A 14,033-nucleotide genomic window follows, 5' to 3' on the forward strand; every position below is an offset into this window, starting at 1 on the left:
ATGCAGGTCACCGCCGACGCCCTCGACCTCAAGCCGCCACGCTCCGGCCGCTGGACCGTGCCCGTGGGGCTGGCGCTGGTCGCGCACGCCCTGCTGATGGCCGCACTCACCTGGGGAGTGCACTGGAAAAAGGACGAGGAGCCGGTCAGTTTCGAGGCCGAGCTCTGGTCGGCCGTGCCGCGCGAGGCCGCGCCACGCGCCGTGCAGCCACCGCCTCCACCACCCGAGCCGGAAGTCAAGCCCGAGCCGAAACCGGCGCCCAGACCCGAACCCAAACCCACGCCGCCCCCTCCCGAGCCGGTGGTGAAGCAGGCCGACATCGCGACCGCGCAGAAGAAAAAACTGGACGAGAAGAAGCGCGAGCTCGAAGAAAAGAAGGCCGAAGAGCTGAAGAAGAAGCTCGCTGAAAAGAAGCAGGAAGCGCTGGAGCGCAAGCTGGAAGAGAAACAGCTCGCCGACGCGAAAAAGAAGGAAGACGCCAAGAAGCTGGCTGAGAAGAAGCTGCAAGACCAGAAGCTCAAAGCCGCCGAAGACCTCAAGGCCGATCGTGCGGCTGCGGCAGCCCGCGAAGACCAGATGCGCCGCATCATGGGCCAGGCCGGTGCCAGCGGTGGCCCCGAGGCGCGCGGCGCTGCCCAGCAGTCCAGCGGCCCATCGTCGGGCTACGGTGCGCGCGTCGCCGCCCGCATCCGCCCCAACATCCGCGCTGCGGAAGATTTCCCACGCTCCCTGAGGACCGAAATCGAAGTTCGCACCACGCCCGACGGTACGATCATCGGCCGTCGCGTGGTGGACGGGAGCGGCAACGCCGCCTGGGACGATGCAGCCCTCAGGGCCATCGACCGCACAGGGTCGCTGCCCCGTGATGTGGACGGTCGGGTGCCCTCCCCCATCATCGTGGTGGTCCGTCCCACCGACTGAGCCCCCGGTTCAGGTCGGCGTCGTCACCTGGTCTGCACCCTGCACCACGCTCTGCAACACCCGGTCCAGCTCGACCGCGTCCACCGGCTTGTGCAGCACCGCCGTGAACAGCGTCTTGAGCTGCTCGGGGCTCACTTCATCGACATGACCGCTCATCAACACCACCGGGGGCGGTGAGCGGGTGGCATGGATGCGCTGGGCCAGCCCCACGCCGTCAAGCCGGGGCATGGACTGGTCGGTGAGCACCACGTCCCACCGTTTGCCGGTCCGCGAGAACTGCGCCCACGCCTCTTCACCGTCGCGCGAGCGGGTCACGTGCCAGCCCTTGCGCTCCAGCAGCGCGCTCCAGGCGTGGCGCACCGACTGGTCGTCGTCCACAAACAGCAGCTGCCGCCCCTCCCCGGGCCCCCCGGGCGAGGTGGCGGGGGCGATCGCCTCGTCGCGCCGGCTGGCCGGCAAATACAGGTAGAAGCAGGCCCCGTCGGCGCCGCTGACCAGGCCGATGGCACCCTGGTGGCGCGCCATGATGCCCTGCGCCACCGAGAGGCCCAGGCCGGTGCCCCGCCCCTTGGGCTTGGTGGTGAAAAACGGCTCGAACACGCGGTCCAGGTGCTCGGCAGCGATGCCCGGCCCGTGATCGCGCACGCGGAGCACGAGATAGCGCCCCGGCCCCAGGGCGGAGGCGCCCGGCGGCGGCGGATCCGGGTCGGTCGGCAGCACCAGCGCGCTCAGCGCGAGCTCGATGCGCCCTTTCCCCTTCATGGCGTCGGCCGCATTGATCAGCAAATTCACCAGCACCTGCTGCATCTGCGTCGGATCGGCATCGACCTCGTCGTCGTCCAGCGCATAGTCCACCGTCAGCTCACAATCGCGCGTCAGCCCCGAGGCCACCATCTGGCGGGTTTCCTCGATCAGGCTGGTCCAATGCAATCGCCGCAGCTTGGGCGCCGACTGCCGGCCAAACGCCAGCAGCTGGCGCATCAGACCGTCGGCGTAACGCGCGGCCTTGAGCGCCTGCTGCAGCGCCTCCTGGCTGGGATGATCCAGATCCACATCTTCGGCCGCGAGCCGCACCCAGCCCGTGATCGCGGCCAGCGAGTTGTTGAAATCGTGCGCGATGCCGCCGGTCAGCCGGCCCAGGGCCTCGGTCTTCTGGCTCTGCATCAGCTGGATCTGCAGCGCCTCCTGGCGCTCGTGGGCGGCGTGCTGGTGTTGTGCGTCGCTGCGCACACGCGCCAGCAGCTGGTTCACTCCTTCGCCCAGGCGACTGAGCTCGTCGTCACCCTCCACCGCGACCTGACCGGCGGCGGCGGGCCCTCGCTCGGTGATGTCCTGCACCTCGCCCAGAAGACGCTGCAAACGCCGCAGGATCAAGCGGTCCAGCAGCACCACCAGCAACACGCTGGCCAGCAAGCCCCCCGCCACTGCCAGGCCCATGCCATTCCACGCGAGGGTGTTGCCCACCCGCTGCAGATCGCGGTCCAGGCGCAGCACCAGCTCGACGACCGCACGGCCGTCAGCGTCCTGCACCACCGCGTGCAGCACGTCGCGGTCGTCCTCGGCAGGCACCAGGTGGGCCCGGGGGGTTCCATGGTGGTCGGGCGCATCAAAAGACAGGCTCACCGGCACCATCAGCACCTCACTGAAACGCTGGCGCTCGACATCGTCGAAGTGGCGCACCATCAGGATCGCCCCGTGTGGCGAATCCCCGGGTTTGTCGGGGTCGCGGATCGGGGCAGCGGCCAGCATCTCCAGCTGGCCTGCCGCAGCCTGGTAGGTTTGCAGCGTGGTCTGTGCACTCGCATCGGCCACCACCGGCGCGACCGATTCAAAGTACCGCGAGGCCCGATCGGCCGGCACGGTCCCCAACACGCCGTCGGCGTTCAGCGTGAGGCTGGCCTTCAGCGCCCCCTTCTTGTCGAACACCATCACCTCGGATATGCGCAGGTAACCCATGTTGGATTCGTCGAAGTTCTCGTCCATGAAGGCCGGGGCCCGTCCCTGAACGAAGCGCACCGCTTCCACCCACTGGGCGTAGTCCTTCACGGTCGAAGACAGACCCATCAACTGCTGATGGAGCAAGCGGCGCGCACGCTCACCCTCGCGCGAGGCCCGCTCGGTTTCCAGCTGACCGAATGAATCGGTGACGATGTGGCGGGCACCGAACATCGCGCCCAGGGATGCGAGGCCGACGATGGCGAGCACGAGCGCCCACGCCTTGTGTTGGAGTTTCATGGATGTCTGGATCATCGGCATTCAGGCACCGACCTTGAACGAGGACATGGCCCTTTGCGTGACAGGATTGGCGCATCCCGCCGATTTGGAGCGCCAAAACGCCCCACACATGTTCAATCGAACACGATCTCGGCCCGGCGGTCGTGCGCCTGCGCCATCCAGCTCGCGAGGGCAGCGTCGGTGGGAAAGAACAGCGCCCGGTCGTCCAGCTGCAGCTCGCATTGCGCACTGGGCCGCAGCAACGCCAGTCGCACCGGCAAACCACGCGCCACCTCGCCCAGCTCGGTGACCTCGCGCCGGGGCGGGAAGGCCTTGACCAGATCGGCCACGGCCGGCGGGTGCCCGTTGACCGCCACCCGCAGGTACTTGCCAAAGCGGCAGCGCGCGGAAGCCAGGTCCCAGATGTGCTGGATCTTCAGGCGCAGGCCGCCCGAGAACCGGTCGGGCTGGGCCACCGCCTGCACCACGATGAGCTCGTCGTCTTTCAGCAGGTTGCGGTGCAGGTTGATCAGGTTTTCGTCGGCGCTGACCTCCAGCACCGCCGTGCGGTCGTCGATCTTGAACAGCGCGAGCTTGCCGCGCTGGCCGTTGATGATGCGGAAGTCGGTCACGATGCCGGCGAGGATCACCGGGTCTCGGCTCTCCTTCACATCGCCCAGCGCGGTGCGCGCGAAGCGCCGCACCTCGCGCTGCACCTCGTCAAACAGGTGGCCCGAGAAATAGAACCCGATGGCCGTCTTCTCCAGCGTCAGGCGCTCCTTCACACCCCAGGGCGTGGTGGGCACCAGATCGGGTTCCTGCGTGCTGGAACCGTGGTCGTCGCCACCGAGCATGTCGAAGAGACCGCCCTGGTTGGCATTGGCCTGGGTGGCGGTGGCGTATTCAAAGGCCACGTCCACCGAGGCCAGCAGCTCGGCGCGGTTCAGGTGCAGGGCATCGAAGGCGCCGGCCTTGATCAGCGCCTCCACCGTGCGTTTGTTCATGCGCTGGCGGTCCACGCGCAGGCAGAAATTGAACAGGCTGGTGAACGGGCCTGTTTCCTGCCCGTTCGGGCCTTCGCCGCGCCCTTCGCGCGCCGCGACGATGGCCTCGATGGCCTGCTGGCCCGTGCCCTTGACGGCGCCCAGCCCGTAGCGGATCAGCTTGTCGGTCACGGGCTCGAAGCGGTAGCGGCCGCGGTTGACGTCCGGCGGCTCGAAGGCCAGGCCCATCTTCTGTGCGTCTTCCCACAACACCTTGAGCTTGTCGGTGTCGTCCATTTCCACCGTCATGTTGGCGCAGAAGAACTCGGCGGCGTAGTGCACCTTGAGCCAGCCGGTGTGGTAGGCCAGCAGCGAGTAGGCGGCGGCGTGCGACTTGTTGAAGCCGTAGCCCGCGAACTTCTCCATCAGGTCGAAGACCTCGTCGGCCTTTTCTTCGCTGATGTTGTTCTTGGCCGCGCCGGCGCGGAAGATCGCGCGGTGCTCGGCCATCTCCTCGGCCTTCTTCTTGCCCATCGCGCGGCGCAGCATGTCGGCGCCGCCCAGCGAGTAGCCGCCCAGGATCTGCGCGGTCTGCATCACCTGCTCCTGGTAGACCATGATGCCGTAGGTCTCGGAGAGCATCTCGGCCACCAGCGGGTGCGGGTACTCGATGGGCTCCTTGCCGTGCTTGCGGTTCACGAAGCTGGGGATCAGGTCCATCGGGCCCGGTCGGTACAGCGCGTTGAGCGCGATCAGGTCCTCCAGCCGCGAAGGCTTGGCGTCGCGCAGCATGCCCTGCATGCCGCGGCTTTCAAACTGGAACACGGCCTCGGTCTGCCCCTTGGAGAACAGCGCGTAGACGCGCTGGTCGTCGAGCGGGATGTCTTCGAAGCGGAAGTTCTCCTGCCCCTTGTGGCGCTGCATGATGAACTCGCGCGCGATCTCCAGGATGGTCAGCGTGGCCAGGCCCAGAAAGTCGAACTTCACCAGGCCGATGGCCTCCACGTCGTCCTTGTCGAACTGGCTCACCGCCGAATCACTGCCCGGCTGCATGTAGAGCGGGCAGAAGTCGGTGAGTTTGCCCGGCGCGATCAGCACGCCCCCGGCGTGCATGCCGATGTTGCGGGTCATGCCTTCGAGCTTCTGCGCCAGCTCGATCAGGGTCTTGACGTCTTCCTCTTTCTGGATGCGCTCGGCCAGCACCGGCTCCATCTCGATGGCGTAGTTGTTCTTGTCGCCGTCCACCTTGGGGCTGGGCGGGTACTGCAGCGTGACCGACATGCCCGGCTTGTTGGGGATCAGCTTGGAGATACCGTCGCAGAAGCCGTAGGAGAAGTCGAGCACGCGGCCCACGTCGCGAATGGCCGCGCGCGCGGCCATGGTGCCGAAGGTGGCGATCTGGCTCACGGCGTCCTTGCCGTAGAGGTCCTTCACGTAGTCGATCACGCGGTCGCGGTTGGACTGGCAGAAGTCGATGTCGAAGTCGGGCATCGAGACGCGTTCCGGGTTCAGGAAGCGCTCGAACAGCAGGTTGTATTGCAGCGGGTCGAGGTCGGTGATCAGCAGCGCGTAGGCCACCAGCGAGCCGGCGCCGGAGCCCCGGCCCGGGCCGACCGGGCAGCCGTTTTCCTTGGCCCATTTGATGAAGTCCGACACGATCAGGAAGTAGCCCGGGAAGCCCATCTTCAGGATGGTGTTGAGCTCGAACTCCAGGCGCTCCACGTAGCGCGCTCTCACGGCTTCGCGCTTGGCCTCGTCGGGGAAGAGGTGCTTCAGGCGGCCCTCCAGGCCTTCGTGCGAGACGTGGCGGAAGTACTCGTCCACCGACATCACCACGCCGTTGACCGGCGGGATCGGGAAGTTGGGCAGCTGCGGCTTGCCCAGCACCAGCGTGAGGCTGCAGCGTTTGGCGATCTCCAGCGTGTTGGCCACGGCGCTCGGGATGTCGGCGAACAGCGCCTCCATCTGCGCGGCGCTCTTGAAGTACTGCTCGCGCGTGAAGCGGCGCACGCGCCGGTTGTTGCCCAGGATCTCGCCGTCGGAGATGCAGACCCGGGCCTCGTGCGCTTCGTAGTCGTCGGTCTCCAGGAACTGCACCGGGTGCGTGGCCACCACCGGCAGGTGCAGCCGCGCGGCCAGCTGCACGGCCGCGACCACATGGCGCTCGTCGTCGGAGCGGCCCGCGCGCTGCAGCTCGATGTAGAAACGGTGGGTGAACAGGCTGGCCAGTTGCAGGGCGATGTCGGCCGCGCGCTCGGTGTCGCCCTGGATCAGCGCCTGGCCGACCGGCCCGGCCTGTGCGCCCGAGATCATCAGCAGGCCGGCGTTCAGCTCCTCCAGCCACTCGCGCTGCACCAGCGCGCCGCTGCGCCCGTCGCTGCGGGTCCAGGCCCGGGCCAGCAGCTCGCTCAGGTTGAGGTAACCCTGCTTGTCCTGCACCAGCAGGATGACGCGCGGCGCAGCCGGCTGGTGGCTGCCGGGCATGGCGCCCGGGGTCTGGTCGGCAAAGCCCTGCAGCATCACCTCGGCGCCCAGCAGCGGCTTCACACCCGCGCCGCGCGCGGCCTTGTAGAACTTGACCGCGCCGAACAGGTTGTTCAGGTCGGTGATGGCCAGCGCGGGCTGGCCATCGGCGGCCGCGGCGGCCACGACGTCGTCGATGCGGTTGGTGCCGTCGACGACGGAAAACTCGGTGTGCAGGCGAAGGTGGATGAACATCGGTGGATCGGGTCTCGGGGGTGGGTCTGCGAGCGGGAGGGGGCGTGCGCCGTCAGGGCGCCTTGTCCGAGCGTTCGGCTTTCCAGGCGCGCACGGCATCGGCCATGGACGCCGGCTTCTCTTCGGGCAGCACGCGGCGGCGCCAGAGGAACTCGCCGACGAACATCAGCGCGATCAGCGGTCCGCCGAGCAGGTTGGCAAAGGTGGACCAGACCACGATGGGCGCCAGCAGGAACAGCCCGGTGGACACCAGCGCCATGCCGGCGAAGAAAAGGCACCAGGCCAGGGTGACCTGCCGGGTGTAGACCGCCTGCGCGGGCGAGAGCACGCCACCGTGCACGCTGCGGGCCATGCGCGTCACCAGCGACTCCTCGGGGCCCGCCAGGGTGCGCCCGAAAAACACCGACAGCAGCAGGTACACCCCCAGGTGCTCCAGGTAGAAGAGCAGCGCCACCTGCCCCGTCAGAAACGGCCAGAACCAGACCAGCCCGCCCAGCACCGCCGCGCCCAGCAGGGCCCCGAGCCAGCGCGCGGGCATGCGCCACAAGACCACCGCGAGGGCGCTGCTCATCGGCGTCAGCGCCAGGAGCGCGCCCCAACCCGACGACGCTTGGTGGGCGCTGGTGAAATGGGCGGCGAATGCCCAGGCCACGGCCAGCAGGGCCAGCCCGACCCCACGAACCCAGGGCCACACCCTGGAGGTCGATCCGGCGGACACTGGAGACACGGACGCGCTGGGCGCTGGAGCCACTTCAGACGGCAGAACTTCGGCGGCGGGCAATTGGGGGGGCATGGGGCGCGGGATCGAAGTGAGGGAGGGGCACTCCCCGGGTGGGGTGGGCGCGCGGTGCGGAGGCCGTGCCGGCGGTTCAGCGAGTGCTGCGGCAGACCCGGAGGGATGCGGCTGATTTTAACGAGTCCCTTGCCCGACAAAGCCTTTGTGTTCTCCCCAGAATCCGGCTGCGCCGGCTTGCCGACCTTCGCCGACCAAGCCCGCCGTGACATACCGACCGTGCCCCGTTCGGGTCAGCGCCGACACCGCCACACCGAAGAACGACGACGTCGAAGCCGGTCTGATCGCCCGCCGCTTCGCACCCGGCACCCTGGCCGGCGCCACCAAGGGCATGACGGGCCACACCCTGGGCGCGGCGGGTGCGCTCGGCGCGGTCTTCAGCTTGCTGGCGCTTGAGCACGGCATCCTGCCCGGCACGGTGAGCACCAGCTCGGTGGAACCGGGCATGCGGGCCCACCTGCGGATCGACCCGGTTCGCGCCCGGGTGCGACACGCGATGAGCCACGCCTTTGCCTTTGGCGGCAGCCACTGCGTGCGGGTGCTGGGCCACCCCGCGCACCACGGGGCGGTCTGCACATGACCAGTTTCACCGCCCATGTGGAAGGCATCGCCCTCTGGACGCCCTCTTTGCCGGGCTGACCCCCGGCCGTGTCGCGGCGCGCGCACTGCCGGGCAACGGCATGTCCACCGCGCTGCCACTGTTCGAATCGCTGGCCCGGGACGGCGGCGCGCCGCTGGCGCTGCCGATCTCCGCCCACCAACCCCTGCTCGGCGAATGGGCATCCCGGGATGCCGAAGCCGCCAGGCAACCAGCGCCCGTTGCCGCCGGCGACACCCCCTGACGGGCCACCCGGCCACCGTTTGAGGCGATACTTCCGACCATGGTCCATACACCCCCTCTTCACGACGTCGTCATCCTCGGTGGCGGGCTGGCCGGTCTCACGCTGGCCCTGCAGCTGAAACAGCGCGATCCCGACATCGACGTCCTGGTGCTGGAGCGGCGCGCACACCCGGCCCCCGAAGCCGCGCACAAGGTGGGCGAGTCGTCGGTGGAAATCGGCGCACACTACTTTGACAAGGTGCTGGGCCTGGGAGACCACCTCAAGAACCAGCAACTGCGCAAGTTCGGCTTCCGCTTTTTCTTTTCCGAAGGCCGCCGCGACATCGATCAGGTGACCGAGATCGGCGCCAGCCGCTACCTGTCGGTGCCCAGCTTCCAGATCGACCGCGGCATCTTCGAGAACTTTCTGGCGGCCGAGGTTCAAAGGCGCGGCATCCGTCTCGTCGAAGGTGGCATGGTGCGGCAGATCGAACTGGCTGACGGGGAGTCCGCGCCCGATGCAAAGCACCAGGTGGTGTACGAACACGACGGCGTGTCGCACACCGTGGGTGCGCGCTGGGTGGTGGACGCCTGTGGCCGCGCCGGCCTGCTCAAGCGCAAGCTCAACCTGGCCGAACTGAACGGTCACGCGGCCCACGCGGTGTGGTTCCGCATCAAGGACCGCATCCACCTTGACCAATGGAGCGACAACACCGAGTGGCGCGAGCGCTGCGACCCGCAGTCGCGCTGGCTCTCCACCAACCACCTCGTGGGCGCCGGCTACTGGGTCTGGCTGATTCCCCTGGCCTCGGGCTCGCATTCGGTGGGCATCGTCGCCGACCCGGCGATCCACCCGCTCGCCACCATGGACACCTTCGACAAGGCCATGACCTGGCTGGAGCGTTACCAGCCGCTGGTGTTCGACGAACTGGACCCCAAACGCGAGCTGCTGCAGGACTTTGCTTTCTTCAAGCGCTTTTCCTACGGCTGCAAGCAGGTCTTTTCCGCCGATCGCTGGGCGCTCACGGGTGAGGCCGGCCTGTTCCTGGACCCGTTCTATTCACCGGGCAGCGACTTCATCGCCATCAGCAACACCTACATCACCGAGCTGGTCGCGATGGACCGCCGGGGCGAGCGCCTGGGCGCGCGCGCGCAGATCTTCGACCAGCTGTTCCACTCGTTCTACGACAGCACCATGGCGCTGTACCAGGACCAGTACCCGCTGTTTGGCGACCCCGAGGTGCTGCCGGTCAAGGTGATCTGGGACTACACCTACTACTGGGGCGTGCTGGCCCAGTTCTTCTTCCAGAACCGCCTGACCGACCTCTCGGTGCTCGCGGCCCTGCGCACCGAGCTGGCCGAGTGCCAGCAGCTCAATGTGGCGGTGCAGAACTTCCTGCGCCAGTGGTCCACACGAAGCCTGAAGCGCAACCCGGCGGTGATGCTGGACCAGGCCTCGATCCCCTGGTTCGCCGAACTCAACCGCAGCCTGAACGACGACCTGGACACCGACGGCTTCGTGGCCCGCATCCGGGGATCGCACACGCAGCTGCAACAGCTCGCCACCGAGATCCTGCAGCGGGCCCTGAGCGATCACCCGACGCTGGACACCCGCGAACTGGTGGCGTCGCTGCCGGCCCATGCGGCCGACGCCGAGCCCGCAGGCAGCGCCAGCATGCTGCCCGAAGCGGTCTGCTGAACGGCTACAGGGCGGCTTGCAGCGCCCTGTAACGGGGGGTGGAGGCAGGGCTGACAGGGGCACTGGAGCGACTATCATCCGAGCCTGATCGCCCCGTAGCAACGCCGACCGACCGGTCGGCCTTTCAGAGTCTCATCCCATGAATCCAAAGGCCCCTGGGGAACCAGGCCAGAGCTGCGACGTGCTCGTGATCGGCGGCGGCCCCGCTGGCTCGACCGTGGCCAGCCTGCTGGCCGAAAAAGGGCACCACGTGGTGGTGCTCGAAAAAGCCCACCACCCCCGTTTCCACATCGGTGAATCGCTGCTGCCGGCCAACCTGCCCCTGTTCGAGAAGATGGGCATCGCCGAGCAGGTCAAGGCCATCGGCATGCACAAGCCCGGCGCCGAGTTCGTGTCGCCCGATCACGACTGGACACAGACTTTTCATTTTGCAGGCGCCTGGGACAAATCCATGCCCGCGGCCTACCAGGTGCGTCGCGCCGACTTCGACAACATCCTGTTCCGCCACGCGGCCGCCAAAGGCGCCGAGATGCACGAAGGCGTCAAGGTCACGGGGGTGGATTTCCTGGCCGACGGCGGCGCCGACATCACCGCGCGCTGCGACGATGGCCACGAGCAACGGTGGCGTGCGCGTTACGTGATCGACGCCTCGGGTCGAGACACCTTCCTCGCCAACCGCTTCAAGATCAAGCAGCGCAACCCCCGCCACAACAGCTCGGCGGTCTACGCCCACTTCGACGGCGCCCAGCGGCACGAAGGCAGCGACGAAGGCAACATCAGCATCTTCTGGTTCGCCCACGGCTGGTTCTGGTTCATCCCACTGACCAACGGCACCACCAGCATCGGCATGGTCACCTGGCCGTACCACATGAAGACGCGCGGGCAGCGCAGCCTGCAGCAGTTCATGATGGACAACATCGCGACCAGCCCCCCGCTCGTCGAACGCCTGAAGAACGCCACCCAGGTGAGCCCGGTCGAGGCCACCGGCAACTTCTCCTACGTCGCCCAAAGCAACCACGGCAACAACTACCTGATGCTCGGCGACGCCTACGCCTTCATCGACCCGGTGTTTTCGTCGGGGGTGTGGCTGGCCATGCACAGCGCGGTGGTCGGCGCGGACACCGTCGACACCTGCCTGCGCGAACCGAAGAAGGCGGGCGCCGCGCTCAGGCGCTTTGACCGCGTGATGCGCCACGGACCCAAGGCGTTTTCGTGGTTCATCTACCGCGTGACCAACCCCATCATGCGGGACTTCCTGATGGGCCCCCGAAACATCTTCCGCGTCGAAGAAGCCATCCTGTCGGTGCTGGCCGGCGACGTGTTCGGCAAGACACCGATCTGGCGCTCGATCCTGTTCTTCAAGGCCCTGTACTACACCGCCAACGTCCTTCAACCCCGGCGGGCGTTCATGGCCTGGCAGCGCCGCCGCTTCAACATCCGCCGGGTGGACGACCACGCCCTGTACAACGCATGACCCCCACCCACCGCCCTCCGTCCACGCCTTCTTTCACGCGGGCGGCTGCGGGCGCCCTGCTGTGTGGTGCGTTCGCTCAGGCCGCCCTGGCCGCCGAAGAAAAGCCCCTGTGGGAAGCCGGCGTCGGCGTCGCCACGGTCAGCTTCCCCGCCTACCGCGGGTCCGACCAGCGCCACAACTTCCTGCTGCCCTCGCCCTACTTCGTCTACCGGGGTGAGTTCCTCAAGGCCGATCGCGACGGCGTGCGCGCCGAACTGTTCGACTCAGACCTGGCGGAACTGACGGTTTCGGTGGCGCTGTCCCCACCCGCCTCCAGCGACGACATCCGCGCTCGCGCCGGCATGCCCGACCTCAAGGCCAACTTCGAGCTCGGGCCGCAGCTGAACCTGACCTTGTGGCGCACCGAGAACCGCGCCCGCCAGCTCAAGCTGCTGCTGCCCATGCGCGCCGCCTTCACGCTGGAGAAGAATTCCAGAAGCCTGGGCTGGGTCGTGCACCCGAAACTCAACCTCGACATCGGCGACCTGTCCGGCCTGCCCGGCTGGAACCTGGGGATGCAGCTCGGCCCGCTGTTCGGCGACCGCAAGCAGCACCACTACTTCTACGGTGTCGATGCCGCCTACGCCACCCCCAGCCGCCCGGCCTACGCCGCTGGCGGCGGCTTCGCGGGCATGCAGTACGTCATGGGCGTGTCCAAGCGCTACCCGAAACACTGGGTCGGCGCCTTCCTGCGCTACGACAACCTGAGCGGAGCGCGCTTCGCCGACAGCCCGCTGGTGCGCACCAAGAACTACGTCGCCGCCGGTGTGGCGGTCTCCTGGATCCTGGGTGAATCGGCAGAGCGCGTCGTGGTTGATGAGTGACAGCAGCCTGCGCCGCAGCGGCCTGCTGTGGGCCTTGTACGAGCGCGTGGCCATGCACATCGGCCTGGGCAGCCTGGCGGCCCTCTGCCTGGCCTGGTTGCCCTTCGCGATGCTGCTCCACCCCGTGTTGCCGGCCCCGCTGGGCCAGCGCGTGGGCCGGCGCGTCATCATGCACGGCTTCCGTTTCTACCTGCGCATCCTGAGCACGCTGTGTGCCTGCCGCTTCGACCTGAGCGAGCTTGACGGCCTGCGCGACAAAGGCCCGCTGGTCATCGCGGCCAACCACCCTTCCTTGCTCGACGCGGTGCTGATCATTTCCCGCCTGCCCAACGTGATCTGCGTGATGAAGGCCAGCCTGATGGACAACCTGCTGTTCGGCTCGGCCGCGCGGCTGGCACGCTACATCCGCAACGACGGCGTGATGCAGATCGTCGGGCAGAGCCGCGACGGGCTGCAGGCGGGCGGACAAGTGCTGATTTTCCCTGAGGGCACCCGGACCACCGCCTTCCCGATCAACCCGCTGACCCTGACGCTGGGCATGATCGCCAGCCGCGCCAAGGCCCCCGTGCAAACCGTGATCCTGGAGTTCTCCACGCCCTACCTGGGCAAAGCCTGGCCGCTGTTCCGCCGACCGGAACTGCCATTGCATGTCCGGGCCCGCCTGGGCCGGCGTTTCGACGTCCCCACCGACTTCACCGCTTTCACCCAGGAGCTGGACGCGTATTTCCGCCAAGAGATCGTCCCGCCCACCGAACCTGCCCACGATGACTGAGCGAACCACGCCCACCCCCTCCACCACCCACCTGGTGTTGATCCCGAGTTACAACCCCGGCGCTGGTGTGCTGGAAACGGTGCGCCAGGCACGCGCCCAATGGACACCCGTCTGGGTCGTGGTCGATGGCAGCACCGACGGCACCGACAAAAGCCTGCTGGCCATCGCGCAAGACGACCCGGGCCTCAAGGTGATCGTGCTGCCGGTGAACCAGGGCAAGGGCGCCGCCGTGCTCGAAGGCATCTCCCTGGCGGCCCAGGCCGGGTTCACCCACGCGCTCACCATGGACTCCGACGGGCAACATCCGGCCGACCTGATCCCGACCTTCATGGCCGCCTCACAGCGCGACGCCGGCACCATGGTGCTGGGCAAGCCGGTGTTCGGCCCGGAAGCGCCGGCGCTGCGCGTCAACGGCCGCAAGGTGTCCAACGGCTGGGCCAACCTGGAAACGCTGTGGATGGGCGTGGGCGACTCGCTCTACGGTTTTCGCGTCTACCCGATCGCGCCGCTCATCCTGGTCATGCGCGGCAACCGCTTCATGCGCCGCTTCGACTTCGACCCCGAGGCCGTGGTGCGACTGTGCTGGGCGGGCGTGCGGCCGGTCAACATCGACGCGCCGGTGCGCTACCTGAGCGCCGAAGAAGGGGGCGTGTCGCACTTCAAATACCTGCGCGACAACACCCTGCTGACCTGGATGCACACGCGGCTCTTCCTGGGCTTTGTCGTGCGCTTGCCCCTGCTGATCTGGCGCCGGCTGAGCGCCCCTGGACGATGAA

The 14,033-nt window shown here is 67.8% G+C and carries 11 protein-coding genes; 8 read left to right on the forward strand and 3 right to left on the reverse strand.

Features of this window, described 5'->3' with window-relative positions; all coding sequences use genetic code 11:
* Nucleotides 1-921, forward strand: coding sequence for a cell envelope integrity protein TolA (gene tolA, locus IV088_RS04140; protein ID WP_291098087.1), 921 nt, complete (start codon nucleotides 1-3; stop codon nucleotides 919-921).
* Nucleotides 922-930: 9 nt separating this feature from the next.
* On the opposite strand, the gene IV088_RS04145 is transcribed toward tolA, so the two are convergent.
* The 3 genes from IV088_RS04145 to IV088_RS04155 form a co-directional block, all read right to left on the reverse strand.
* Nucleotides 931-3,156: an ATP-binding protein gene (locus IV088_RS04145; RefSeq protein ID WP_291098091.1), complete on the reverse strand. Its 2,226-nt coding sequence runs from the start codon at nucleotides 3,154-3,156 to the stop codon at nucleotides 931-933.
* Between the two features lie 113 nt (nucleotides 3,157-3,269).
* Nucleotides 3,270-6,836 carry a DNA polymerase III subunit alpha gene (gene dnaE / locus IV088_RS04150; protein WP_291098094.1) on the reverse strand — a complete coding sequence of 1,189 codons (3,567 nt, stop codon included), beginning with the start codon at nucleotides 6,834-6,836 and terminating at the stop codon, nucleotides 3,270-3,272.
* A 52-nt stretch (nucleotides 6,837-6,888) separates the two neighbouring features.
* Nucleotides 6,889-7,629 carry a hypothetical protein gene (locus tag IV088_RS04155; protein ID WP_291098097.1) on the reverse strand — a complete coding sequence of 247 codons (741 nt, stop codon included), beginning with the start codon at nucleotides 7,627-7,629 and terminating at the stop codon, nucleotides 6,889-6,891.
* 205 nt (nucleotides 7,630-7,834) lie between these two features.
* Here IV088_RS04155 and IV088_RS04160 point away from each other — a divergent pair, with 205 nt between their 5' ends.
* The 7 genes from IV088_RS04160 (at nucleotide 7,835) to IV088_RS04190 (ending at nucleotide 14,032) form a co-directional block, all read left to right on the forward strand.
* Nucleotides 7,835-8,209, forward strand: a complete 375-nt coding sequence (locus tag IV088_RS04160; protein ID WP_291098100.1) for a hypothetical protein — start codon at nucleotides 7,835-7,837, stop codon at nucleotides 8,207-8,209.
* 100 nt (nucleotides 8,210-8,309) lie between these two features.
* Nucleotides 8,310-8,471 carry a hypothetical protein gene (locus IV088_RS04165; protein WP_291098103.1) on the forward strand — a complete coding sequence of 54 codons (162 nt, stop codon included), beginning with the start codon at nucleotides 8,310-8,312 and terminating at the stop codon, nucleotides 8,469-8,471.
* 39 nt (nucleotides 8,472-8,510) lie between these two features.
* Nucleotides 8,511-10,148: an NAD(P)/FAD-dependent oxidoreductase gene (locus tag IV088_RS04170; RefSeq protein ID WP_291098107.1), complete on the forward strand. Its 1,638-nt coding sequence runs from the start codon at nucleotides 8,511-8,513 to the stop codon at nucleotides 10,146-10,148.
* A 139-nt stretch (nucleotides 10,149-10,287) separates the two neighbouring features.
* On the forward strand, nucleotides 10,288-11,622 hold the full coding sequence (locus IV088_RS04175) for an NAD(P)/FAD-dependent oxidoreductase (RefSeq protein ID WP_291098109.1): 1,335 nt from the start codon (nucleotides 10,288-10,290) through the stop codon (nucleotides 11,620-11,622).
* The gene (locus IV088_RS04180) at nucleotides 11,619-12,485 is read left to right on the forward strand and encodes a MipA/OmpV family protein (protein ID WP_291098112.1); all 867 of its coding nucleotides are present in this window, start codon (nucleotides 11,619-11,621) and stop codon (nucleotides 12,483-12,485) included. The genes IV088_RS04175 and IV088_RS04180 overlap by 4 nt, the downstream gene beginning before the upstream one ends.
* Nucleotides 12,478-13,257 carry a 1-acyl-sn-glycerol-3-phosphate acyltransferase gene (locus IV088_RS04185; protein WP_291098115.1) on the forward strand — a complete coding sequence of 260 codons (780 nt, stop codon included), beginning with the start codon at nucleotides 12,478-12,480 and terminating at the stop codon, nucleotides 13,255-13,257. Before IV088_RS04180 ends, IV088_RS04185 begins: the two co-directional genes overlap by 8 nt.
* Nucleotides 13,250-14,032, forward strand: coding sequence for a glycosyltransferase family 2 protein (locus IV088_RS04190; protein WP_291098118.1), 783 nt, complete (start codon nucleotides 13,250-13,252; stop codon nucleotides 14,030-14,032). Before IV088_RS04185 ends, IV088_RS04190 begins: the two co-directional genes overlap by 8 nt.
* Nucleotide 14,033 lies beyond the last annotated feature (1 nt).

Source organism: Hydrogenophaga sp. (genome assembly GCF_018780075.1).
In the GTDB taxonomy this organism is placed as follows: Bacteria; Pseudomonadota; Gammaproteobacteria; order Burkholderiales; family Burkholderiaceae_C; genus Hydrogenophaga.